The organism is Pusillibacter faecalis (assembly GCF_018408705.1).
Lineage (GTDB): Bacteria > Bacillota > Clostridia > Oscillospirales > Oscillospiraceae > Oscillibacter > Oscillibacter faecalis.
Window position 1 is genome coordinate 1,038,297 of sequence record NZ_AP023420.1, and the last position, 20,978, is coordinate 1,059,274.

The window sequence follows — 20,978 nt, forward strand, 5'->3', positions numbered from 1 at the left end:
GTGCGTTTGCACCGGCCTTTCCTCAACAACATAAAATTCCCAAAGTCTGGAATTCTTCACTCCTGCGTGCTCCCGCACTGCTGCAAAACGCGCAGCCCTGCTCTCTGCCACTCTCCGCCTCAGGGGAGCAGAAACTCCTGCCCGACGTGAGAGATTGGCACCACCCGACCGGCAAATTGAGGAAATTCTTCCAAAAACTTTGCTGTAAAGCCAAAATCCTGCCACTGATGCATGGGTAGGGCACGGGCTATGTCCGCCAACTCCAGGAAATACCTGGGGCCCCGGAAGCCGTCCCTCCCCAGCCGGGGGTCCAGCGGCAGCATGGCAAGGTCGATGTGTTTGCCCCGAAGAGGCGCGGTAAACTCCTGAAAGTGCAGGGCCATCTCCGTATTCCAGGAAACATCCTCCCCCTCCCAGTGCCACCAGTTCAGGTCCCCGGCATGAAAGACAGTCTGGCCGTCCGCTGTCACCAGAAATGCAACGCCCTCGTCCGTAGAGGTCAGGGTCTCCACTCGCACGCCGGGCAGAGGCTCCAGCCGCCGCCCACCTCCCAGGGTCACACACCTGGCAGCGGCCTCCGGTGAGACGCCCCAGCGCTCCCGATTTCTGGCGGACATCCGAACGTCCTTCCCCAGCAGAAAGGCCGCAGCCCCCAGTTGAAAAATTGCGGGACGGAAATGGTCCTCGTGGTGGTGGCTGGCAAAGACCAGCAGGGGCCGCCCTGGCCTCAAAGTCGGGAGCTCCCCCTCGCTCCAATCAAACAACAGTGTTGCTGACGGCAGCTCCAGCAGGAAGCCGCTGTGCCCCAGGAAGCTGATGCGCATCATAGAATCCTGACGGCTGTACCGTAGGCAATCACCTCTGCCGCGCCCTGCATGACAGCCGACGACCCGTAACGAATATTAATGATCGCATCGGCTCCCATTGCTTCCGCCTCGTCCACCATGCGCTTGGTGGCAATCTGCCGGGCTTCGTTGAGCATCTCTGTGTATCCGGTGATCTCACCGCCTACCAATGTCTTCATACCGGCCATAAAATCCTTGCCAAAATTTTTGGACTGCACTACAGTCCCTTTCACAATGCCCAGGACCTCCAGTTCCTTCCCAGGGATATAATCAATATTGACTAGCTTCATAACTTTCTCCTCTCTCAATTTCCTGAAAACGTTCCTTTAATGATATCAGCGCCGGTACAATCAGCGCCAATGGAAGCACAGCCAGCACCAAAAACAAGGTGGACAGCCAGCCGGGAAGATCCGGAATCTGGCGCAGCGCCCCAAAACACACCGCTACCGCCGCCTGCAGCAGAGCGAACGCCGCCACGCCAATAACAGCGGATCGCTTCTGGCGCCGCTTTCGCGCCTCAGTATTTTCTGGCATCTTCTTCCTCTCCTCTCTCAATCTCCCGCAGACGCTGGATCAGGGCAATCACCACGCCCACGATCACCGCCAGAAGCACCAGTGCATACAGGATCAAAATCACCACGGCCCCGCCATCTCCGCTGCCCACATCCAGCAAGGGCAGCAGCAGCGCCCCCAGGAAGAGCCCCAAAAACACCACCACGACTACGGCGCAGAGGAGCGGGGCAACCTTCTTCCTCCTCTTCTCAGAATTGTCTCGCATCGTCTTCCTCCCCCTTTCCAATCTCCTGGATTCTCTGGAACAGTGCCAGTACGACGCCGCCGATGACCACCGCCGGCATCCCCATCAGCACCAATACCAGCGCAAAGGGTGGCGCGCCAGCGGGGTCCACGGAGGTCCCCCACAGAATCAACGCGGCCAGCCCCCCCATCAGCAGGACTGTCAGCAGGGTAATCGTCACCGGCGCCACGTACCGAATTCGCACATCCTGCCGCTGTTTATTCTGAAAGGTGGTTCCGGAGAGCTCCATGCTCTCCATCTCCGCCAACAGCGCTGCCGCATCCAGGTCCATCAGCCGCTCCCGGCAGTCTGCCAAGGCAGAGCAGAACTGGATGGACTGCTTTAAATTTTCCATGTCCCGCTCCAGGGTGATCAGATGCCGGCGCATGCCGTCGCCCACGGTGTGGGTGCCGCTTTGCATCTTTCTGATCTCCTCCAGGGGGACCCCCAGCTTTCGCAGCAGCTTGATCCGCCGCAGAATCTCCGCCTCCTCCTCACTGTAATCCCGGTAGCCGTTGCTGCTCCTCTCTGGCTTCAGCAGCCCCTCAGACTCGTAAAAGCGGATGTTTTTCTTAGGAATGCCTACCAAGGCTTCCACCTCGTTGATTTTCATGGGTCTCACCTCGTTCTACACGGTTATCGTATACCTTCCAGAAAGGGGAAAGTCAAGAGAATTTTCAAAAAAATTTCCGAGAGTCTGGATGCGCCCGGAAAAACGTGGTATCATGTGTGTATGAGACATGAAGAAAATATAACACTGGCATTTTTGCCGGAGCCTCTGCTGGCCTGGTATCACGAAAACGCGAGAGACCTGCCTTGGCGGAAAACGGAGGACCCCTATTGCATCTGGGTCTCTGAGATCATGCTCCAGCAGACTCGGGTGGCGGCGGTCCTGGGCTATTATGCCCGGTTTTTAGAAGCCTTTCCCTCTGTGGAAGCTTTGGCCTCCGCCCCGGAAGACCGGCTGATGAAGCTGTGGGAGGGCCTTGGCTACTACAGTCGGGCCAAAAACCTGCAAAAGGCCGCCCGCATCGTGGCAGAAATGGGCGCTTTTCCGGACACCTACGAGGGGTTGCTGGCCCTGCCCGGCATCGGGGATTACACTGCCAGCGCCATCGCCTCAGCGGCTTTTGGCCGGCGTGAGGCCGCAGTGGATGGCAACGTCCTGCGGGTCGTTACCCGCCTGACCGACTGCCATGACGACATTCTGGACCCCAGGACCAAGCGTCACGTCCGGGAGCAGCTGCAACATGTAATGCCCGCGGAGAGCGCACGGGTTTTCAACCAAGCTACCATGGAGCTGGGGGCCACAGTGTGCGCGCCCAACGGTCCGCCCAGGTGCGGCGAATGCCCGGTAGCGGACTTCTGCCTGGGCCGAGTGCGAGGCACAGCGGAAACGCTCCCGGTCAAGACCCCTAAAAAGGCCCGGCGCATTGAGGACAAAACAGTATTTTTACTGCTGCGGGGTGACCGGATCGCCCTACGCAGGCGTCCGGACGATGGACTGCTGGCGGGGCTGTGGGAGTTTCCCAGTGTGGCGGGAGCCCTGGACGAGAAAGAGGCTCCTGCGGCAGTGGCCGCCCTGGGCTTTCTGCCCAAGGCCTGGAAAAAAAAGCTGTTCGCCAAGCATATCTTCACCCATGTGGAGTGGCACATGACCGGGTATACCCTGGAGGTGGAGGGCGACGGACCGCCGGATTTCGTCTGGGTCAACCGTGCCGCGCTGGAGGAGCACGCAGTTCCCTCGGCCTTCGCCCGCTACTACGCCGAGGCCATAGACCATCTGCCCTAACCTCGGGCGGAGTCTGCGCAAAGGAGGAGACAATGGTGGGATTTTTACGAGGGCTGCTGCTGGTGCTGATGCTGCTGGCCCGTCTGCTGCCCTTTCTCATTGTGGCGGCGCTGCTGATTTTTCTGTGGCGGCGCTCCGTTCGCAAGCGCAGGGGGCCGGACTTTCAGGGGCCGGTATATACCGTGGACTACAAGGTGGTAGACGAGGATGAGGGGTCTCAGGACCCGCCATCCGACTGCCACCCATAGGGAGGTTTTCCATGCCATTTTGGAAAAAAGGCGAAGACCCCTGGGACCTTCAGCCGGAAGCAGGCGCAAAGCCGGGGATGACCTCCGCGCAGGACACGCCCACGCTTTTTGAGGAGCTGCGGGATTGGAACGAAGCTCGAAGGGAGCGAAAGACCCAGCGAGAAACACCACCACCCGCCACAGCCTGTCCCTGGTGCGGACAGGATATGGAGACGGGCTGGATCGCCGGCGGTCGGGACGGCATTCAGTGGTGGTCCGGTTGGCCGCCGCGCTCTTTGGTCGATGAGACGCCGATCCGGGTGGACCATGAGGGGACGCTGCTGCGCCGGTATAAGGTCGCTTTTCTCTGCCGGAGCTGCCGGCGGATGGCGCTGGAGTTTCCGGAGGCGGTCCTGCATCCGTCATGGGACATTCCGTCCCCTCAAGTGGAGGACGCGCCATGATCTGCCGTCTTTGTCCCCGGGAGTGCGGCGCGGAACGGACGGAGGGCCTTGCCGGCGGCATCTGCGGCCAGCCCAGTCTTCCAGTGGCCGCCAGGGCCATGCTCCACCGGTGGGAAGAGCCATGTCTTGTGGGTGTACACGGCGCCGGAGCGGTATTTTTTTCCGGCTGCAATCTTCGCTGCTGCTTCTGCCAGAACGGGCCTATCTCCCAAGGCGGCATAGGAAAACCCTTGACTGCCCCTCACCTGCGGGAAATTTTTCAAAAGCTGGTGGACCTGGGTGCCGCATGCTTGGACCTGGTGACGCCCACCCATTTCACGCCTGTCATTCTGGAGGCCCTGGGGGACGTGCCCTGGCCGGTACCCGTGGTGTGGAACTGCAGCGGATATGAAAAGCCCGACACCCTGCGGCTGCTGGAAGGGCGTGTCCAGGTATATCTGCCGGATTTGAAGTACGCTCTGCCGGAGCCTGCCCGGACTTATTCCTCTGCAGCGGACTATTTTGACTGGGCCAGTGCTGCAATCCTGGAGATGTTCCGTCAAACGGGCCCCTACCGGATGGAGGCGGGACAACTGAAATCCGGGGTTCTGATCCGTCATCTGGTGCTGCCGGGGGAGCTGGAGAACACCCGCCGTGTCATCGACTGGGTGTCGGAGACCTTCCGCCCCGGAGACGTGCTCTTTTCCCTCATGAGCCAGTATACTCCCCAACCCGGTGCCACAGGAAAGCTCAGCCGCAAAGTAACGGCCGCTGAGTACCGGTCGGCAGCGGCTTATCTTAGAAACTGCGGCATCCGCGACGGCTACACCCAGGAGCGCACCTCTGCCCAGGAAGAGTACACGCCGGAATTTGACCTCAGCGGGCTTTAACGCTGCTTCCGTCATCCGGGGGGATTGTGTGTATCGCTAAAACGTGCGCCGCCTTTTGGGCGGCGCACGTTTTGGCGTTATTTAGTTCGCCGGCGTTCTCTGTCTGCCGGAGTTACAGCTCTTCCCAGAGCGCGGCTCTGCACTCCGCCAGCGCCCGGCACTCCAGCTCCCGGACAAAGGCCTCCTTACCGTCGCAGTATCCCTCAATATCATAGGGGTATCGTGCGGCCAGAGCCCGCTTGAGCGCGGCATAAGCCATCCGCGCCTCCTCGTGGGCGCGAAGGTAGTCCCGCACCGCCAGGTGGCGAACGATGTTTTCAGTATCTCCCGCCTGAAAGATATGCATCTGGTGGGTCCGCTCGTCCCCTCCCTTGCGCAAGTACCGCCGTCCTGGAATTCCGAACTCCCCCAAGTACTCATAGCCCAAGGCGCGCAGGGCCTCCGCCCGCGCATCCACGGCCCCCAGCCGCTGTACCACCGGCATCAGGTCCACGATGGGCTTGGCGTCCAGCCCCTCCACCGCGGTGCTCCCGATGTGGTAGACCCGGAGGCAGTTCTCCCCCAGGGCGGCCTTCACAGCTTCGCTCTCCCGGCGGAACACCTCTGCCCAGGCCGGCTGGTACGGCACCACCACGACATGCTGCGGCATGACCTCTCCCCCTTTCCCAAGTTTCAGCATAGCACAGGGGACGGTCCGGAGCAAGCCTTGACCTGCCGCCCGGATTGGGGTACAATAGGGGCACAATCTCTGCAAAGGAGGGGTCCCATGCCCAGCGTCTCCGTCATTGTCCCAGTCTACCAGGCGGAAGAATTTCTGAACGCCTGCGTGGCGAGCGTGACCGCCCAGACCTTTTCCGACTGGGAATTGCTGTTGGTTGACGACGGCTGCACCGACGCCTCCCCCGCCCTGTGCGACGCCTGCGCTGCGGCGGACAGCCGGGTGCGGGTAATCCATAAACAGCAAAACGCTGGGGTCAGCGAGGCGCGAAACACCGGCCTGCGGGAAGCCCAAGGGACGTGCATCGCCTTTCTGGACGCAGATGACCGTCTGGAACCCACAGCTCTGGAGACTCTGTGGCGACTCCGAGAGGAGTCCGGCGCGGACACGGCAGGCTGCGCCCACCTCAACTGGACGCCGGACGGCGCCACCACGCCGGAGCTGTTGCTGCCTGCCGGCGTGTACGACCATCCGGACATTCTGCGGCATATCGTCTACCCCCTGCTGGGTGAGCGGCTTCGGATGCCGGTCTTCAATGGCTTCATCTGGCGCTATCTCTTTTCCGCCGATATCCTCCAGCGGGAGAACGTCACCTTTGAGGGCGCCTATCTGGAAGACGAGCTGTTCTTGATGGAATACTTTTGCCACGCCCAGAGGCTTGCGGTGACGGAGCAGCCTCTCTACCGCTATCTGATAAACCCCAACTCCGCCACTCACAAATACATGCGGGACTTTGTGCAGACCTTCCAGCGTTTTATGGAGCGCAAGTCCGCCCTGGCGGAGCGTTTTTCTTTGGAGGCCGCCTGTCCCCAGTGGCGGGAGAACTCCCATTGGGCCGGACTTCTCATCGCCATCGGCAACGAGTACGCCCCAGGAAACGACAAACCTCTTCGCGCCCGCCAGCAGGCGATTGAGGATCTATGCCGTCGTCCGGAGATAGCAGAGGCCATCTCCGGGTTGGTTCCAGAGGGCCTGAGCGCCAACAAGCAGCTGGTTGCAAGGCTGGTGCGAGGCGGGCACTTCTTTATCCTGACCCAGCTGTACCGGCTGAAAAACCGAATGTAACATAAGGAGCTTACTATGACCTTGTTGCGAGAGAGCTGTCTCTATCAAATTTGGCTGGCGCTGCTGTCCATTTACAGCACCAGCGCCGTACACCGCTTTCTGACGGCCGCCGGTGCCTGGTGCAATCACCAGATTGACTCTAGCCTGGTGCTGAGCGTCTTATGCCGGGAGGGGGTTGTGGCCAGGGCCTGGCCGGAGAGCGCGCTGTGCCGCGGCCTCACCTGGCTGATCAATCTGCCCGGGAACCTTCTGCACCGTCTGTACACCACCTTCCAGCTGACCTTTGAAGATAGTTTCTTTGCCCGCCTCGCCTTCTCCCTAGGTGAGAGCACTGCGATTGCCCAGTCCTGGACGATCATGCTGCTGTGGGTGATTCCCTTCTCCTACTGGAACAACGCATATAGCCTGATAGCCTTTGCCGCCCTGTTGGTGTGGTTTCACGCCGGCGCCATGCATCGTCGGGACTACCGGCTGGACCTGGCCGGCATTGGTTTTTATCCTTTGGTGCTGTTCGGTGCCGTGTTCCTGGGGGTGTTGCTGTCCTACGCCCCCTCCCTGTCCTTCCGTTTTCTCTTCTACCACATCTCCGCTGCCTTGTGTGTGCTGGTCACGGTCAGCGCCGTCCGGACGCTTCCCGACCTCAAGCGTCTGGCCGCCGGCGGTGCGGTCTGTGTGGCGGTCTCCGGGGCCTATGGTATCATTCAGCGCATCCAGGGCGTGGAAGTCAGCTCTTCCACTGTGGACTTGAAGGTCAACGCCGGAATGCCTGGACGGGTGGTGTCCATCTTCGATAATGCCAATACCTTTGCCGAGGTGCTCTTGCTTTTGCTGCCGTTGGTGCTGGCGCTGGTGCTATGCTCAAGACACCTCATCAGCAAACTTCTGGCTGGCGGCATCTTCGTGATGGGCTGCGTGGCTCTGGGTATGACCTACTCCCGGGCTACGTGGGTCGGTTTCGCCTGCGCACTGGTGGTCTTTGTCTTTTTGTGGAAGCCGAAACTGATGCCTGCCTTTATCCTGTTTTGCTGTCTGGCAGTTCCTTTCCTTCCCACCACGATCTGGAACCGGGTACTGACGATCTTCAACCCCGCAGACTCTTCCACCGCCAGCCGCATTCCTCTCTACCAAGCCGCCTTGGAGGTCATTCAGAGCCGCCCTATCCGTGGCGCCGGACTTGGCACCGCCGCGCCCCAGGCGTATATCGCGGACTGGAATCTCTACCATGCGGACTTCCCCTATGTCCACTCCCACAACTTCTATCTGGAGGTGTGGATCGAGGCCGGCTTGTTGGGCGCAGCGTCCTTCGTGGCCTCTATGCTCTGGAACATCAAGCGCGCCGCCCATAGCGCACGCCACCGCGCCGACTCTCCCGCCCGTGTCATCACCTGCGCTGCTGCCGCGGCGCTGTGTGGAAGTATGGTCTGCGGCCTGGCAGATTATCTGTGGAACTATCCCAGAGTGATGTGTATCTTCTGGTTTGTCTTTGCCGTGGCACTTGCTGGTGTCAAGCTGTGCGATGAAAAGAAAGGTCTTGACTTTGCGGGTTAATCCGGTAAAATAGAGGGGTCGGAACTTTCCTTCCGACCCCTGTCCGTTCCAGACGGCATACACTTTCCAAATGGCACGGCATTTTAGGCGGAGATATGAGGAGCAAACAGCAAAAGGCTGCAATAGGTTAATGGCTAAGGCAAGGGGTGGATTTTGGATGACTTCCTGAGCACATGATCCATCCAAAGTGTCTGCAAAGCCCTATGGACACAAAAAGCTTGCTTTTTCTTTCCTCGCATGGTATCATGCAGAAAAACTGAATATCCGGGATTAGCGCAGTTGGTAGCGCGCTTGCTTTGGGAGCGTGAGGCCCGGGTTCGAGCCGTACTTTCCCAAAATCCTGGAAAGCTCTGGGACGCTAAGGCCAACGGAGTTTTATCCCTCGCCGGGAACTGGTCAAAAACCGGCGCTGACCCCATATTTGACCACAGTTGGAAAACTTCATAACCGGGTGTAGCGCAGTTGGTAGCGCGCTTGCTTTGGGAGCAAGATGCCGGGAGTTCGAGTCTCCCCACTCGGACCAAAAACCGCCTCAAAACTGATGTTTTGAGGCGGTTTTCATAACTTTTCAAGCAATAGTTTCTTTAACATTCTGCACAAATACGGCCTCAGATGTGGTCAAAGCACTTTTTCGGATTTGTTTTGAATTTTCGTTGTAGATATAGTTTCTTGTCCATCTCCGCTACGATTTGTTCTGGAAAATGGCAAAGACAAACTTCACAATTTTTGAAATATGTGGTCATGACCACCCATTTTCAACTGCTGCGCACGGCTGCGGTCTTATCTTTGAATCTTGCATTGCAAAATCTGATAGGCCGATTTGTGCTTCCCAACCTTGTCCCTCCCGGTGGGGCCGTGTATAATGGGGTGGAAAACAATCCAAACAAGGAAGGAGTGGCGCCATGCGGATCCTCATGCTGGGCAACAGCTTTATCTTCACCAATAATATGCCTCAGATGCTGGCTGACCTGACCGGGGCAGAGGTGGTCCACCACACCCGCGGCGGGGCGCGGCTGTCGGAACAGCTGAACCCCAACACCAGGCTGGGCAGTCAGACCCAAGCGGTGCTTCAAAAGGAGAAGTGGGACTATGTGGTGCTCCAGGAGATGAGCCACGGCCCCATCACCGCCTCCAAGAGCTTCTTCTCCAGCGTGGAGCAGCTTTGCCGGCAGATCCGGGCAAACGGGGCGGTCCCAATTTTGTTTGCTACATGGGCCTATCAGAAGGGCGGAGCTAAGCCGGCAGACAAGGGCTGGGACTACGACGAGATGGTCCAAAAGCTGTCCGAGGCCTACCACAAAGCGGCACAGGAAAATAATGCCCTGATCGCCGACGTAGGCCGGCGGTTTTACGAGTTATCCGACACCCAGGATCTCTACGCCGCCGACAGCATCCACCCCAGTGAGCTGGGCTCCCGCATAGCGGCGGAGACCATCGCGGCAGTGATCCGGCAGCACGAAAAGGAGGCGCGGTAGTATGCCAAACACCACAAAGCAGGCCCTGGAGGAATCCCTGAAGCATATGCTACTGAAAAAGCCCCTGGACAAGATCACCATCCGGGACATCACCGAGGATTGCGGCATCAGCCGCATGGCCTTCTACTACCACTTCAAGGACATCTACGACCTGGTGGAGTGGGCCTGTATCGAGGACGCGTCCAAGGCCCTCCAGGGGAAGAAGACCTATGAGACCTGGCAGGAGGGGCTTTTGCAGATTTTTGAGGCGGTGCAGGAAAACAAGCCCTTCATCCTCAACGCCTATCGCTGTATCGGCCGGGAGCAAATGGAGCGGTTCCTCTACCAGCTGACCTACGGCTTGATCCGGGGCGTGGTGGAGGAGCAGAGCCAGGGGACAACTGTTTCTGAGGAGGACAAGTCCTTTATCGCCGAATTTTACAAGTACAGTTTTGTGGGGGTCATGCTGGACTGGATCCGCCAGGGGATGACGGCCGATCCCTGGGCACTGACGGAAAAAATCAGCGCCGCCATGCGCGGCAGCATTGCCAACGCCATCCGCAATTTCACAGAAATAGAATAAGAAATGCTTTACAATCGGGGCTCGATGATTAGTTTTTCATCATCGGGCCCCGATTGTAAATGGAACCGAATTCCCGGACGGAGTAAGATGAAGCCATCAAAAGGATCCCGCCGTAGAGCGGCGGAATTAGAAAGGCGGCATCTTAACATGGAAAAGAAATTTGGGAAACTGACCACAGCGGCGGCCGTGGCTGGAGCGGGCGCCGCTGTAGTCCTGGCAAAAAAGGTATCCAGAGGAAAAAAGGCGGCGGAGAAGCCCGGGTCTGAACCCTCCGCCCCGGCGTCCTACCAGAACACAGAGCTGGGAAAACACGAGAAAAACCGCAAGGGCATCTATTACACCAACGGCAACTATGAGGCCTTCGCCCGGCCGGAGAAACCGGAGGGAGTGGAGAACAAGAGCGCCTACATCGTGGGTAGCGGCCTGGCAGCCCTGGCGGCGGCGTGCTTCCTGGTGCGGGACGGGCAGATGCCTGGAGACCACATCCATATCCTCGAAGCCATGGACGTGGCCGGCGGGGCCTGCGACGGCATTTTCGACCCCAGCCGGGGCTATGTGATGCGGGGCGGCCGGGAGATGGAGGACCACTTTGAGTGCCTGTGGGACCTGTTCCGCTCCATTCCCTCCCTGGAGAAGCCGGGGGCCTCGGTGCTGGATGAGTTTTACTGGCTCAACAAGCACGACCCGAACTACTCCCTGTGCCGGGCCACGGTGGACCGGGGTCGGGACGCCCGCACCGACGGAAAATTCAATATCAGCCAGAAGGGGTGTATGGAGATCATGAAGCTCTTCATGACCCCGGACGAGGACTTGTACGACAAAACTATTGAGGACGTCTTTGACGACGAGGTGTTCTCCTCCACCTTCTGGCTGTACTGGCGGACCATGTTTGCCTTTGAGAACTGGCACAGCGCCCTGGAGATGAAGCTCTACTTCCAGCGCTTCATCCACCACATCGCGGGACTCCCCGACTTCAGCGCCCTGAAGTTCACCCGGTATAACCAATATGAGTCCCTGATCCTGCCCATGCAGAAGTACCTGGAGGCCGCCGGGGTGGACTTCCGGTTCGGCACCGAGGTCACCAACGTGATCTTCGACATCCGGGACGGCAGAAAGATGGCCACCGCCATCGAGTGCCGAGTCAACGGCGCGGAGCAGGGCATCGTCCTCACGGAGAACGACCTGGTGTTCGTCACCAACGGCTCCTGCACCGAAGGGACCATCTACGGCGACCAGGACCACGCCCCCAACGGGGACGCGGAGGTGCGCACCAGCGGCTGCTGGAGCCTGTGGAAGAACATCGCCAAGCAGGACCCTGCCTTTGGCCGTCCGGAGAAGTTCTGCTCCGACATTTCCAAGACCAACTGGGAGTCGGCCACCATCACCACCCTGGATGATAAGATCCTCCCCTATATCACCAACATCTGCAAGCGGGACCCCCGCACCGGGAAGGTGGTCACCGGCGGCATCGTCAGCTGTCAGGACTCCAGGTGGCTGCTGAGCTGGACCATCAACCGCCAGGGCCAGTTCCGGGAGCAGGAGCCGGAGAAGGTGTGCGTCTGGGTGTACGGCCTCTTTACCGACGTGCCCGGCGACTATGTGAAAAAGCCCATGAGGGAATGTACCGGGAAAGAGATCACGGAGGAGTGGCTCTACCACATCGGCGTGCCGGTGGAGCAGATTCCGGACCTTGCCGCCCACAGCGCGGTCTGCGTCCCCACCCTGATGCCCTACATCACCGCCTTCTTCATGCCCCGGACCAAGGGGGACCGGCCCGACGTGATCCCAGACGGCTGTGTGAACTTCGCCTTCCTGGGCCAGTTTGCCGATACCCCCCGGGACACCGTGTTCACCACTGAGTACTCCGTGCGCACCGCTATGGAGGCCGTCTACGGCCTGCTGGGGGTGGACCGGGGGGTGCCCGAGGTGTGGGGCAGCGTGTACGACATCCGGGAGCTGCTGCACAGCACCGTCTGCCTGATGGACGGCAGGTCCCCGCTGGAGGTTCCGCTGCCCGGTCCTCTGGAGCTGCTGAAAAAGCCGCTGTTGAGGGCGGTCCGGGGCACCGTCATCGAGAAGGTCCTGCGGGATCAGGACGTGCTCCGGGACGGCATGTGACCGTTGGTTTCTGCCCTTCTGCGTCTTGAAAACCGAGGAGACAACCGTTACTCAGAATACTTTCATCCCTAACCGGGGACTCCTTCTCAAAGATTATCGCCTGTCATGAGATTGAAAACATTGATATAATGACAAATGAAAGAGGATCGTATCGAGTTGTGATACGATCCTCCTCTATTTTAGATTCCCCACCCCCAGCATCCCACGCATCATTTCATACCACTTGGCCGCCGTGTACCTCGTTACCCCGGCGCCTCGGGCGATAGCCCGATAGCTGGTCACGTTGGGATGGAACTTCATGTACGTCCAGATCTTCTTCTGAGTTTTGGTGAGCTTATCCGGCGGGGTGACGCCCCGCGCCTGGTCCCGCAGGGCCTACCGCTCCGCGTTCATCTGCTGGATCAGCGCCTTTAGCTTTGCCTCGCATTCCTCCCGGGTGTGGGCGTAGACGCATTTGGAGTGCTTGGTGCCGTCCGGCCAGGTGGGGGAGTAACGGCCCTCAAACAGGTGGTCATTGATCTGGGTGATGCACCCGGTGCCAGGCTTCCGGGTCTTTCTCAGCACCGGCTGGAAATCTTCGACTGAGCCCTGCTCTACCTGAGCCGGGCTCTCCTGCACCGCGTTGCCCAGTCCCCGGTCTATTTGGGCCGCCGCCTCGGTCTGCATATCCCCGGTGACATGGGTGTAGATGTCCAGGGTAGTGGCTGCCGACACGTGGCCCAGCATGGCGGAGAGGGTCTTCACATCCATGCCGCTTTCCAGGGATAAGGTGGCAAAAGTGTGGCGTAAATCGTGAAACCCGGTTTCAGGCAGCCCCGTCTCTTTTAAGATCCGTTTCATCCAGTAGTAGGCGGCGCTGGGGCGCACCGGTTTCTCCGGAGCAAGAGGTTCCGGGAAGATCCACTGGCTGACGGCGTGTTTCTTCCGCTCCTTCAGCCGCTGGACGGTGCTGGGCGGCAGGCGGATGGTCCGCCGCCCCTGACTGGTCTTCGTCTCGCCAATCTCCAGCTCCCCAGCCTTGGGGACGTTCACCGACCGGAGAACCTTCAGCGTCCCGTCCTTCTCGTCGAAGTCCTGCCACATGAGGCCGCAGATCTCGCCCCGGCGGAGACCGGTGGTCAGCTCCGTGTAGAAGAAGTCCCGCCAAATCTTGTTGCGGTCCGCCGCCAGGAAGGTGTCCATCTGCTCCTTTGTGAGGATCTGCTTGGGCTTATAACTGGCCTTAGGCACCACGGCCCCGTCGGTGGGGTTCCGGGTGATTACATGGTCGGCCTCCGCGTCTTTCAGGCATCGGTGGAGTATGGCGTGGATGCGAAGCACCATGGTGTCCGAAAGCTCATGCCCGTGTTCCGGGTGCTCGCGGACCCGGCCCTCGTGGTTCAGCTTTCGGTACAATTTTTGGATGTCCATGCGGGTCACCCGGGACACGATCTTATCTCCCAGATAAGGCTTGATGTAGCACCGAATGAATTGCTCATAACTCCGCAGGGTGTCCGCGCCGTAGTCCTCCATCCACCGGTCCAGCCACTCGCCCAGTGCCATGCGGCTGTCCTCGGTGAGCTCCACGTCCTGAAAGGCCCCAAGGTCCCGGTGGAGTTTGTCCAGCAGTTCCTTCTGGGTTTTCGCCAGGACATACCGGAAGATGGGCTCGCCGTTTTGCTCGTGGCCCACCACGATGCGGCCCTCCCAGCGGCCGTCCTCTCGTTTTCGCACCATGCCGTCGCCGGACGGCCCGCGTTTTGCCATAGGCTATCCCTCCTTATTGGGGTCGATCAGACTGCCGTCGTCCTCGTCCAAGGCCTCCAGGATCATGCGTACCCCCCGGCGGAAACCCAGGATGAAGTTTTCCAGTGCCATGGTGCTGCCGGTCTCGTTCTCCGCGTTGATGAGCCAGAGCAACAGCGTTTTTTCTTTGTCCTCCAACAGGGCGGTGAGTTTCTCCTCGCACTCCGCCGACTGTTCCATGGCCTTTTTCAGGGCAGTCCCCGATCTGACGATCTGATCGTTGGGAGTGATGTTTCCGAAGTACAGATTTTTTAGTGTGTCGCGCATGTGTGCCGCCTCCTTTATCAGCAACACACAATACCCAAACCTCCGCCCAATAGCTACCCCCAACAGCAACTATTTTCAGAAAGTTATCATCTTAAGAAATTGTGTACAGCCAATCAAACGCCTTATTACCCGGCCGCCGCAGTGATATGATTTTCATAGCCCATCCGCCCCATAGCAGGCGTGTGGAGAAGGCGATGGCTTTGGGCCATGTGGTGACGGCCAAGCGGATCAAATACTGGGATGACGGCATCACGCCTGATGAGAAAACCACTTCACAGTATCACGCCACCTACGCCTATGAGATCTCTGGAAAACAGTATCAGTACAAATACCTGGAGCGCTCCGTCCCGCCGATCCAGATTCAGCTGTATTATCTGAACAATCCCGGCAGAGCGTTCCACGGCAAAGAGAAGCGAAGTGGGTTCGCTCAAGTTTTTCTTCTTCTGTTCCCCATCGCGGCGGGTGTGGCCGTGATGCTCCTGCTCGGTGTGAAATGATTGGCCCCAAGGCCTCCCGCATCTGCGGGAGGCCTTTTCCTTTGAATTGCGGCGTAGTTTCTGATACGCCTACCCCCCCATGGTCATACCGCCCATGTTTTGCCTGGGAGTTTCCTCATGGTCATCCGGCTTATGGCCCATGGCAATGCGTTTCTCCTGAAGCTTCCGCCAGCGTTTTCGGTCAATGTGCTGTCCCACCGGGGCGGCGGGCGGCACCGAGTTCTCCCGGAAGATCTGACTCAAGTGGTGGAGCAGTCGGGTGGCCGGCAGGGGCACATTGGGCCTGCGCGCCTAATCGAAGTGCTCCGGAAAGAAGTCGGCATACTCGTTTCCCTGTTCCGCCGATTCATAGAAATACGCCCAGGCCTGCTCCCAATCCTGTTTGACGCCCTGCCCGGTGAGGTACAGCTTTCCCAGGCGGTAGGCAGCGCAGGAGTTGCCCTGCGCCGCCGCTTTTCCATACCAGGATACCGCCTCGCCCATTTGGTCTTGACTTTCCAGAAGTTTCCCCAGTGCGTACTGTGCGAAGTCATATCCTGCGTCAGCCGCCCGCTCATCGTCTGGGAGAACACCGCGCCCGTCTGCGCTGCCTTTTGTGGAGCGCGGCGGCCCTCCACGGTATGACCGCAAGCCGCGCTCCCGTATCTTCTTTATTGACTGCGGCAACTTTTCGGAGAGCTGAGGTCTTTATTTCGGTGACTCTTGCATAACGAGCCATGAAATCTTGGTAATATCGGCGGCTGATGGAAACGGACTCTCCTGTGTCCAGGGTATCGCGATCCGGCTGTGCCACATAGCCCAGATTGACCAGATCATTCCACGAAAAACCACGGTTCTGTTTTTATGGTCATCAAGGGACAGCAGCAGGAATTTTTAGTTGATAATTTTCACAAAATTAGGTATGATGGAAAAAATAGTCCTACTATATTATTTGAATAAAGAATCCACCAGACATACAAGTATTACATGATACCAGCGTGCGCTGTATACGTTGAATCCAGCATAATGAAGCTAGAAGTTTTTGGGATGTGTGTACGAATCCGTCAAAGATGACCTCGTTTATATATAAAAAATTGATTCTGTCTGTGGAGGAAACCACATCTGGAGGTAGATGTGGCTTTTCCTTTGTGACCTTTTTGCACCCTGCGTCAGCCTGTCCAAGTGACAGAGTATCGCAGGGCGCTTTTCTATCTTCCGAAAGGAGTCCAAGTACATGAGTTTGAAATACGTTTGCCCCCTCTGCGGGACACCTCTGGGATATAAGGGCCTGTGCTGGAAGTGTAAATCTGCGCAGGAGCGAGAAGCAGTTCTTGCCTGGACACCAGAGCAGATTAAGGAAAAACAGGATTGGCTGATCCAGAACATCCAACGGCTGGCGGATGGTGGATATGCTGGTGCTGGATGGCCGGGATAACCGGCTGAAGTTTCTGGGGCTGGACGGTATTCTGACTGCCACCTGCTGTCCCCATTGCGTAGGATTCCTGCAAGGCCCCGCGTTCAACCGCTTTACCCTGAACGGCGGCGTGGAGGTCTTCCCTTCCAAACTCTATGACGGAGGAGAAAAGATGCAATGCTATGTCCGGCCCGAGGATTATGAGGCTCTCACTAAAAATTCCTTCGTGCTGGGCAAAACGACCGTCCCCCTGTTTTACGGCTCTGCCTGCGAGGATATAAACACGGTGGGCGGCTTTGCCAACTGGGTACAGGATTGGGAATATACCGCTTGCCCTCACTGTGGTAAGGCCATGAAATATCTGGCCCAAATCCAGTGGAATACGGTGTATGACGGCGCAGAGGGAACGCTTTATATCGAATTCTGTCCGGACTGCTATATCGTATCCATGCAGCACCAGCAGACCTGAGAGGAGATGGCAATGCGTTTACCAAAGCGCAATGGCGTGAACGGACGCTATTGCCTGATCCATAAGCCGGATGCTGACCCCTAAGTACTGGAGCACGCGGATCAGTGCATCCAGGACATCCTGGACGGTACTGTTCGCGAAAGCCATTCTGACTACCCGACGGTGGTGCGGAACCACAACGGGGCGTCTTTTCTCCCCGATCAACTGCTGGAGCGTTATCTGTCCCGGCTGCCGTTGAAGGGATTTCCCTATGAGGATGCCGTTGCCATGTGCGATGTCTATGCGGCGGCTGGTAGGATGGGAGTCCATCCGCTATGAACTGGCGCAGTACATAGAAAAACAAGTACAGGCGCGTTGCTTTGAGGTTGGAGAGGATCATCCTATCCAACCTGTACCATATGGCTGGAGCTGCGTCCAGAGGACGTGGATGATGCGCGGCTGCTCTTTGCGTGCGGTGCGGTATCCCAGTCTGCACCCCGCTATGGAACGGCATGCCCGCCTTGCCATGCGGGAGTATGAGTGGTATAACAACCTCTCCGATGAATTCTATGCTATGCCCGGTCCCTTTGCTGTGTTCGCCTTGGGGCTGGAGGGATGTACTCCGGGCTATCTGGGGCCGGGCGTCTGAGAATGGCGGCAGCAAGATCATCAAGGCAGCCCCCGCACAGCTGTGGGAGCGGTATGAGCAAATATTTTGCTGAGAAAGGGCCACGAAAATGAGAACAGCCAAGGATTTGATTTCCCTGTATGCTTCAGAAGACGTGGAAAAGTTGGTACTCATCCAAAGCGGTCCCAGGGCAGATAAGGCCAGACAATGATTGAGCGGCCCAGACCCACGCCATGTTAGATGCGCAGAGCGGTCAGGTGATCTCCGACTGCTGCTTTTCCTAAGCCGGCCCCTTACGGACTAGGAGCGGGATGCTGGTGAGTATGCCAAACGCTTTTCCACAGGATAGCTCAGATCAAAGCGCGCGGCCGGAAAGGCACTGCGCTCAACGAACCCAGGCGGTATGTTGCAGGGGGTGCTGGTGGAAAGTGTGCCCTGCCCGGCGCCGGAGGAACTCCGGCCGGAGTATACAAAGCCCAAGGTTTTAGAAGGCGAAGTGTTGAGGACTCTTACGCTGGATCGTAAGGGGGAGTTTTTTCAATGGAACATGCCAGTGGATGGCAAAAAAATCAGAATTCTCCCGGATTTCGATATGAAAAACCAAGACACCTGGACCCGCGCCCGGAATGTAATGAGGAAACTAGCAGCGGATCAGGAGAGCTGAGGCAAGTGGGCTCTGGCCGCCACGAAACTCACTGGACTGGCTAACGAGTGGCTGTCGGCCGATGACCAGACCAGCCGGAAACCAGAGCCTCCCATTAACGAGGAGGAGTCTGCCCCGCGCATCCTCCCGAGTTTATAGGACCTCCCAGCGGCAGTTTTGCCGTCTGGTAGAAAGATGATAAGATGTTCTGGGACCATGATTGCCGTGGAGACTACACTGAAAAGGGGTCCCTGCGCGCCGATATGCAAGGGTTGAGAGGAGGAAACCAAATGGACAGCGAAAAGATTACAGCTTTTTTTCAGGAGCATTGGTACTTTGTTACGCTGATTGTGGGTGTTGTGATTCTGATCGGAGCACTTATGAATTGGAACTGGCTCTGCGATCCCACTGGAGCGCCTCACTCCCACCGCTATGGCCGCGGCTCCCGGCGGGCAATCTTCTTCCTGCTGGGTGTCCTTCTGATCGCGGTGAGTATCTGGGGCTTTGTGTTGGCTCTGTAAGGAGAACGGTTTTGAATACAGTCATTCAATCTTTCGACAATCTGCACGACAACAGAATCCTGCGCTATTGTGCTGACTTCGAGTGCCACACTCTGCACACTGTTACCCTAAGTGAGACCGGAGAAAGTATATCTGTCCGCTTTACCGGACTGCTGGCCCACTGGTTTGAGAATGTGATCCAAGACAATATCCTCTTTGGAATGGATGAAATCACCGCGGACGGATTGTTTGAACGGTATCAAGAACTGCTGAGTCACTCTCTCCAATATGGCTTTCCTGCCTGCTGCAGTGCCGAAGAACTGCGGGAGCGAATGGCACGAGAAAAGATTCGGGTGTTTGTCATTGGCTCTTCCCTTGGACTGTGCGGATTCGTGTTGGCTCAGGAGGTAAACATACAATGTCAATGACCGCTTATGAAGTGCAAGCCCACGGGCATGACCGAAACGGCGATGACTATGGCTATGTGAATATCATGTACCGCTATGGCGGCAAGATGCCCTGCCCCAGACCGGATCAGTGCGAGAAGATGGAGGTCATGTGGGCAGACGAGAGCGTTTATGGGCCGCCCGCCCCCGGCTGTAAGGTGGGGGATTTTATCATGAACTGGCTAATGGGGTCCTGTAACTGCGGGGTGTTCACCCACCGGGAGATCGCCCAACGGCTAGCGGAAACCTTCACTGGTTTGAAGATCAAGGAACTGGAATGGTTCGAGAACCCCAGAGAGAAAACGCTGAAAAGCGGCAAACCCCGGATACGGCGGGCCAAGTGGCTGCCGGAGCGGGAGGTGGATTTGGTGTACCTCTACTCCGACCACTATCTTGACGCAAGAAATCCGACTCCCGCTGAAACCGACTTCTTCACGGTCACGAGGATGGACTTCTGGGGCGAAAGCACCTGGTTTATGTGTACTTCGGAGGCCGCCGAGAAATTGAGAGCGATGGATTTTGAAAATCTGACTGTCAAGGAAACCGCCATTGTTGGATAGCGAGAAAAGGCGCATACCGATGAGAGACCCCTGGAACAACGCCATCCAGCATTTCTAGGGTATTGAACAGGTAAATCGCCTGCCAAGTGCCCAGAAAGGGTATATACCTGCTCCTTGGGCAGGGTGATCCTCTCTGCGTCTTCCCTCAGAAAACAGTATACCCCCAGCATTTTGGGCGAGGCTTTTCCCCGCATCAGGGCAAGTCAGAACGGAACCTGCGCCCTCTCTGTCCTCCTTCCAGTATTTTGTGTCCGCCGCATCCAGCAGCTTGGAAAGCGTCTTGAGGATGACCGGGCAATTTGTTCTGCAACACAATCGGAGAGGGGATTTACCATAACACCGCTGCCCATACCATGATGCCGTGGCGTACTTTATGGGGTTTCATCGGGATGAGGTAGCCCCGGCACAGCGGCGTCTCTGTTCCCTGAAACTGACCCAGTTGCCTTGTCTTTCGAGGAAATATCGGACTGCCCACACATCTTGTCCGTATTATTATAGATGCCCGCCGGATTTTATGTTAGGAAGGGTTACCGCCGGCTGATGGAATACGCTGGTTGGTATGAAGGGCGAAAGGTTGACATCTCCATTGCGGAGCAGCATTACGCCGACCATGGCGCCCCAAGAGTGAATACCAGCAAGCGGTTTTCCCCCAAGCATTTCGTTTTGTGCTTCCAGTGGTACTTGGCTCAAAAAAAGATGGGCTGGACGGCTGACTTTGAGTGCGTGCTGTTTTCTTGCCTTACCAACGGGATCAAAGGCCATTTGGCGAATATCGGTTTCGGGATATGTCCGGCTGTGAGCTGGCAAAAATCGAAGATGACCGAACAGTATGTGGAAAGGGCCGGCTCGGGGATACCCAAGTCTTGCCCCGCCTGCTGGCGATTTGGGAGAACTGAAAAAACAACCGGGCTACCGGTTTTCCTACTGTTCCTTGGGAACCTACAAGGGAGAGCAGTTCTTCGATGCGGAACAGATTACTCGAAACAAACTCTGCATCTACACCAAAGAGAAACATACCGGCTTTGACCGCCGCTTTTTGATGAAGCGGGTCGGGTGACGGCTGGAAGATCGATGCTGTGCAGGAGCGGCCGGACGTCTGACAGCGCATGGATTGTGAGGGATGAACATGGCATGGAAATTGGAAGCATTTTGGGCGAGTGGTCCGTGCAAACCGTTCAGGGTAAACATCTTTGACTATGACTGGCAGACCGCGGTCAGGCAGACAAACGTTCAGCCCCCTCTATTATCAGCACCGCATCTTTGAAGTCTGGCAGGCAGAAATTGAAGGACAAATCCGCCGCTTTACCGCAGGGGAGTTCTCCAACTGCATGT

Annotated in this window: 27 protein-coding genes, 1 tRNA gene and 1 pseudogene; 18 read left to right on the forward strand and 11 right to left on the reverse strand. The window is 57.7% G+C overall.

All coding sequences use genetic code 11. The features are described 5' to 3' along the window. Positions 1-119: 119 nt before the first annotated feature. Genes KJS55_RS05330 through KJS55_RS05350 form a run of 5 tightly spaced genes read right to left on the reverse strand, consistent with a single transcriptional unit; the run spans position 120 to position 2,254 of the window. The gene (locus KJS55_RS05330; protein ID WP_187028063.1) at positions 120-827 is read right to left on the reverse strand and encodes an MBL fold metallo-hydrolase; all 708 of its coding nucleotides are present in this window, start codon (positions 825-827) and stop codon (positions 120-122) included. Next, the gene (locus KJS55_RS05335; RefSeq protein ID WP_187028062.1) at positions 824-1,135 is read right to left on the reverse strand and encodes a YbjQ family protein; all 312 of its coding nucleotides are present in this window, start codon (positions 1,133-1,135) and stop codon (positions 824-826) included. Before KJS55_RS05335 ends, KJS55_RS05330 begins: the two co-directional genes overlap by 4 nt. Next, positions 1,116-1,379: a hypothetical protein gene (locus tag KJS55_RS05340; RefSeq protein WP_187028061.1), complete on the reverse strand. Its 264-nt coding sequence runs from the start codon at positions 1,377-1,379 to the stop codon at positions 1,116-1,118. Before KJS55_RS05340 ends, KJS55_RS05335 begins: the two co-directional genes overlap by 20 nt. Continuing rightward, positions 1,363-1,623 (reverse strand): hypothetical protein, encoded by a 261-nt coding sequence (locus tag KJS55_RS05345; RefSeq protein ID WP_213542855.1) that lies wholly within the window; start codon positions 1,621-1,623, stop codon positions 1,363-1,365. The genes KJS55_RS05340 and KJS55_RS05345 overlap by 17 nt, the downstream gene beginning before the upstream one ends. Continuing rightward, positions 1,607-2,254: a MerR family transcriptional regulator gene (locus tag KJS55_RS05350; protein WP_187028059.1), complete on the reverse strand. Its 648-nt coding sequence runs from the start codon at positions 2,252-2,254 to the stop codon at positions 1,607-1,609. Before KJS55_RS05350 ends, KJS55_RS05345 begins: the two co-directional genes overlap by 17 nt. Before the next feature lie 120 nt (positions 2,255-2,374). Between KJS55_RS05350 and mutY the strand changes: the two genes are divergently transcribed. The 4 genes from mutY to KJS55_RS05370 are packed head-to-tail and all read left to right on the forward strand — an operon-like array spanning position 2,375 to position 4,993. After that, positions 2,375-3,433 (forward strand): A/G-specific adenine glycosylase, encoded by a 1,059-nt coding sequence (mutY, locus tag KJS55_RS05355; protein ID WP_213542856.1) that lies wholly within the window; start codon positions 2,375-2,377, stop codon positions 3,431-3,433. A gap of 32 nt (positions 3,434-3,465) precedes the next feature. Beyond that, a complete protein-coding gene (locus tag KJS55_RS05360) occupies positions 3,466-3,681 on the forward strand; it encodes a hypothetical protein (RefSeq protein WP_213542857.1) in 216 nt (71 codons plus the stop codon). A gap of 11 nt (positions 3,682-3,692) precedes the next feature. Next, on the forward strand, positions 3,693-4,124 hold the full coding sequence (locus tag KJS55_RS05365; RefSeq protein WP_213542858.1) for a PF20097 family protein: 432 nt from the start codon (positions 3,693-3,695) through the stop codon (positions 4,122-4,124). Beyond that, a complete protein-coding gene (locus KJS55_RS05370) occupies positions 4,121-4,993 on the forward strand; it encodes a radical SAM protein (RefSeq protein WP_213542859.1) in 873 nt (290 codons plus the stop codon). The genes KJS55_RS05365 and KJS55_RS05370 overlap by 4 nt, the downstream gene beginning before the upstream one ends. 112 nt (positions 4,994-5,105) lie before the next feature. Here KJS55_RS05370 and KJS55_RS05375 read toward each other — a convergent pair whose 3' ends face one another. Further along, positions 5,106-5,642 (reverse strand): GrpB family protein, encoded by a 537-nt coding sequence (locus tag KJS55_RS05375; RefSeq protein ID WP_213542860.1) that lies wholly within the window; start codon positions 5,640-5,642, stop codon positions 5,106-5,108. Positions 5,643-5,759: 117 nt separating this feature from the next. Here KJS55_RS05375 and KJS55_RS05380 point away from each other — a divergent pair, with 117 nt between their 5' ends. From KJS55_RS05380 to KJS55_RS05405, 6 genes are all read left to right on the forward strand, one after another. Then, on the forward strand, positions 5,760-6,776 hold the full coding sequence (locus KJS55_RS05380; RefSeq protein WP_187028053.1) for a glycosyltransferase: 1,017 nt from the start codon (positions 5,760-5,762) through the stop codon (positions 6,774-6,776). Between the two features lie 15 nt (positions 6,777-6,791). After that, a complete protein-coding gene (locus tag KJS55_RS05385) occupies positions 6,792-8,324 on the forward strand; it encodes an O-antigen ligase family protein (protein WP_213542861.1) in 1,533 nt (510 codons plus the stop codon). 447 nt (positions 8,325-8,771) lie between these two features. Continuing rightward, positions 8,772-8,847 (forward strand) — tRNA-Pro (locus KJS55_RS05390). 379 nt (positions 8,848-9,226) lie between these two features. Beyond that, positions 9,227-9,799 (forward strand): SGNH/GDSL hydrolase family protein, encoded by a 573-nt coding sequence (locus KJS55_RS05395; RefSeq protein WP_213542862.1) that lies wholly within the window; start codon positions 9,227-9,229, stop codon positions 9,797-9,799. A 1-nt stretch (position 9,800) separates the two neighbouring features. Next, positions 9,801-10,361: a TetR/AcrR family transcriptional regulator gene (locus KJS55_RS05400; protein ID WP_213542863.1), complete on the forward strand. Its 561-nt coding sequence runs from the start codon at positions 9,801-9,803 to the stop codon at positions 10,359-10,361. A 147-nt stretch (positions 10,362-10,508) separates the two neighbouring features. Next, entirely contained in the window at positions 10,509-12,479 is a 1,971-nt protein-coding gene (locus tag KJS55_RS05405; protein ID WP_213542864.1) for an oleate hydratase, read from the forward strand. 174 nt (positions 12,480-12,653) lie between these two features. Here the strand turns inward: KJS55_RS05405 and KJS55_RS17495 are convergent, their stop codons facing one another. The 3 genes from KJS55_RS17495 to KJS55_RS05415 all read right to left on the reverse strand — a co-directional run bounded on the left by KJS55_RS17495 (position 12,654) and on the right by KJS55_RS05415 (position 14,531). Then, on the reverse strand, positions 12,654-12,779 hold the full coding sequence (locus tag KJS55_RS17495) for a hypothetical protein (RefSeq protein ID WP_283093704.1): 126 nt from the start codon (positions 12,777-12,779) through the stop codon (positions 12,654-12,656). 75 nt (positions 12,780-12,854) lie between these two features. Next, complete coding sequence (locus tag KJS55_RS05410) at positions 12,855-14,225, reverse strand: tyrosine-type recombinase/integrase (RefSeq protein ID WP_228300462.1); 1,371 nt, start codon at positions 14,223-14,225, stop codon at positions 12,855-12,857. Positions 14,226-14,228: 3 nt separating this feature from the next. Beyond that, on the reverse strand, positions 14,229-14,531 hold the full coding sequence (locus tag KJS55_RS05415; protein WP_213542865.1) for a DUF6809 family protein: 303 nt from the start codon (positions 14,529-14,531) through the stop codon (positions 14,229-14,231). Positions 14,532-14,725: 194 nt separating this feature from the next. Between KJS55_RS05415 and KJS55_RS05420 the strand changes: the two genes are divergently transcribed. Next, a complete protein-coding gene (locus tag KJS55_RS05420; protein ID WP_213542866.1) occupies positions 14,726-15,028 on the forward strand; it encodes a hypothetical protein in 303 nt (100 codons plus the stop codon). A 69-nt stretch (positions 15,029-15,097) separates the two neighbouring features. Here the strand turns inward: KJS55_RS05420 and KJS55_RS17285 are convergent, their stop codons facing one another. Both KJS55_RS17285 and KJS55_RS17290 read right to left on the reverse strand, forming a co-directional pair. Further along, entirely contained in the window at positions 15,098-15,304 is a 207-nt protein-coding gene (locus KJS55_RS17285) for a hypothetical protein (RefSeq protein ID WP_228300463.1), read from the reverse strand. A gap of 15 nt (positions 15,305-15,319) precedes the next feature. Further along, positions 15,320-15,658, reverse strand: a complete 339-nt coding sequence (locus KJS55_RS17290) for a tetratricopeptide repeat protein (RefSeq protein ID WP_228300464.1) — start codon at positions 15,656-15,658, stop codon at positions 15,320-15,322. A gap of 583 nt (positions 15,659-16,241) precedes the next feature. On the opposite strand from KJS55_RS17290, the gene KJS55_RS17645 reads away from it, so the two are divergent. The 7 genes and pseudogenes from KJS55_RS17645 to KJS55_RS17310 all read left to right on the forward strand — a co-directional run. Further along, positions 16,242-16,442 (forward strand): hypothetical protein, encoded by a 201-nt coding sequence (locus KJS55_RS17645; RefSeq protein WP_228300465.1) that lies wholly within the window; start codon positions 16,242-16,244, stop codon positions 16,440-16,442. Continuing rightward, positions 16,417-16,890, forward strand: coding sequence for a hypothetical protein (locus tag KJS55_RS05430; protein ID WP_228300466.1), 474 nt, complete (start codon positions 16,417-16,419; stop codon positions 16,888-16,890). The genes KJS55_RS17645 and KJS55_RS05430 overlap by 26 nt, the downstream gene beginning before the upstream one ends. Positions 16,891-17,140: 250 nt before the next feature. After that, positions 17,141-17,518, forward strand: coding sequence for a DUF6138 family protein (locus KJS55_RS17300; RefSeq protein WP_228300467.1), 378 nt, complete (start codon positions 17,141-17,143; stop codon positions 17,516-17,518). Positions 17,519-18,430: 912 nt separating this feature from the next. Then, entirely contained in the window at positions 18,431-18,661 is a 231-nt protein-coding gene (locus tag KJS55_RS05440) for an Imm17 family immunity protein (protein ID WP_187028027.1), read from the forward strand. Between the two features lie 11 nt (positions 18,662-18,672). Next, on the forward strand, positions 18,673-19,068 hold the full coding sequence (locus KJS55_RS05445) for a hypothetical protein (protein WP_187028026.1): 396 nt from the start codon (positions 18,673-18,675) through the stop codon (positions 19,066-19,068). Next, complete coding sequence (locus KJS55_RS05450) at positions 19,059-19,646, forward strand: hypothetical protein (protein ID WP_187028025.1); 588 nt, start codon at positions 19,059-19,061, stop codon at positions 19,644-19,646. The genes KJS55_RS05445 and KJS55_RS05450 overlap by 10 nt, the downstream gene beginning before the upstream one ends. A gap of 822 nt (positions 19,647-20,468) precedes the next feature. Next, positions 20,469-20,746, forward strand: a pseudogene (locus KJS55_RS17310) (NTF2 fold immunity protein); the annotation flags it as partial. Positions 20,747-20,978 lie beyond the last annotated feature (232 nt).

Coding starts and splice junctions, on each gene's coding strand:
- KJS55_RS05330 (WP_187028063.1), bottom strand. CDS start 827: ATGATGCGCATCAGCTTCCTGGGGCACAGCGGCTTCCTGCTGGAGCTG.
- KJS55_RS05335 (WP_187028062.1), bottom strand. CDS start 1,135: ATGAAGCTAGTCAATATTGATTATATCCCTGGGAAGGAACTGGAGGTC.
- KJS55_RS05340 (WP_187028061.1), bottom strand. CDS start 1,379: ATGCCAGAAAATACTGAGGCGCGAAAGCGGCGCCAGAAGCGATCCGCT.
- KJS55_RS05345 (WP_213542855.1), bottom strand. CDS start 1,623: ATGCGAGACAATTCTGAGAAGAGGAGGAAGAAGGTTGCCCCGCTCCTC.
- KJS55_RS05350 (WP_187028059.1), bottom strand. CDS start 2,254: ATGAAAATCAACGAGGTGGAAGCCTTGGTAGGCATTCCTAAGAAAAAC.
- mutY (WP_213542856.1), top strand. CDS start 2,375: ATGAGACATGAAGAAAATATAACACTGGCATTTTTGCCGGAGCCTCTG.
- KJS55_RS05360 (WP_213542857.1), top strand. CDS start 3,466: ATGGTGGGATTTTTACGAGGGCTGCTGCTGGTGCTGATGCTGCTGGCC.
- KJS55_RS05365 (WP_213542858.1), top strand. CDS start 3,693: ATGCCATTTTGGAAAAAAGGCGAAGACCCCTGGGACCTTCAGCCGGAA.
- KJS55_RS05370 (WP_213542859.1), top strand. CDS start 4,121: ATGATCTGCCGTCTTTGTCCCCGGGAGTGCGGCGCGGAACGGACGGAG.
- KJS55_RS05375 (WP_213542860.1), bottom strand. CDS start 5,642: ATGCCGCAGCATGTCGTGGTGGTGCCGTACCAGCCGGCCTGGGCAGAG.
- KJS55_RS05380 (WP_187028053.1), top strand. CDS start 5,760: ATGCCCAGCGTCTCCGTCATTGTCCCAGTCTACCAGGCGGAAGAATTT.
- KJS55_RS05385 (WP_213542861.1), top strand. CDS start 6,792: ATGACCTTGTTGCGAGAGAGCTGTCTCTATCAAATTTGGCTGGCGCTG.
- KJS55_RS05395 (WP_213542862.1), top strand. CDS start 9,227: ATGCGGATCCTCATGCTGGGCAACAGCTTTATCTTCACCAATAATATG.
- KJS55_RS05400 (WP_213542863.1), top strand. CDS start 9,801: ATGCCAAACACCACAAAGCAGGCCCTGGAGGAATCCCTGAAGCATATG.
- KJS55_RS05405 (WP_213542864.1), top strand. CDS start 10,509: ATGGAAAAGAAATTTGGGAAACTGACCACAGCGGCGGCCGTGGCTGGA.
- KJS55_RS17495 (WP_283093704.1), bottom strand. CDS start 12,779: ATGAAGTTCCATCCCAACGTGACCAGCTATCGGGCTATCGCCCGAGGC.
- KJS55_RS05410 (WP_228300462.1), bottom strand. CDS start 14,225: ATGGCAAAACGCGGGCCGTCCGGCGACGGCATGGTGCGAAAACGAGAG.
- KJS55_RS05415 (WP_213542865.1), bottom strand. CDS start 14,531: ATGCGCGACACACTAAAAAATCTGTACTTCGGAAACATCACTCCCAAC.
- KJS55_RS05420 (WP_213542866.1), top strand. CDS start 14,726: ATGGCTTTGGGCCATGTGGTGACGGCCAAGCGGATCAAATACTGGGAT.
- KJS55_RS17645 (WP_228300465.1), top strand. CDS start 16,242: ATGAGTTTGAAATACGTTTGCCCCCTCTGCGGGACACCTCTGGGATAT.
- KJS55_RS05430 (WP_228300466.1), top strand. CDS start 16,417: ATGCTGGTGCTGGATGGCCGGGATAACCGGCTGAAGTTTCTGGGGCTG.
- KJS55_RS17300 (WP_228300467.1), top strand. CDS start 17,141: ATGAGGATGCCGTTGCCATGTGCGATGTCTATGCGGCGGCTGGTAGGA.
- KJS55_RS05440 (WP_187028027.1), top strand. CDS start 18,431: ATGGACAGCGAAAAGATTACAGCTTTTTTTCAGGAGCATTGGTACTTT.
- KJS55_RS05450 (WP_187028025.1), top strand. CDS start 19,059: ATGTCAATGACCGCTTATGAAGTGCAAGCCCACGGGCATGACCGAAAC.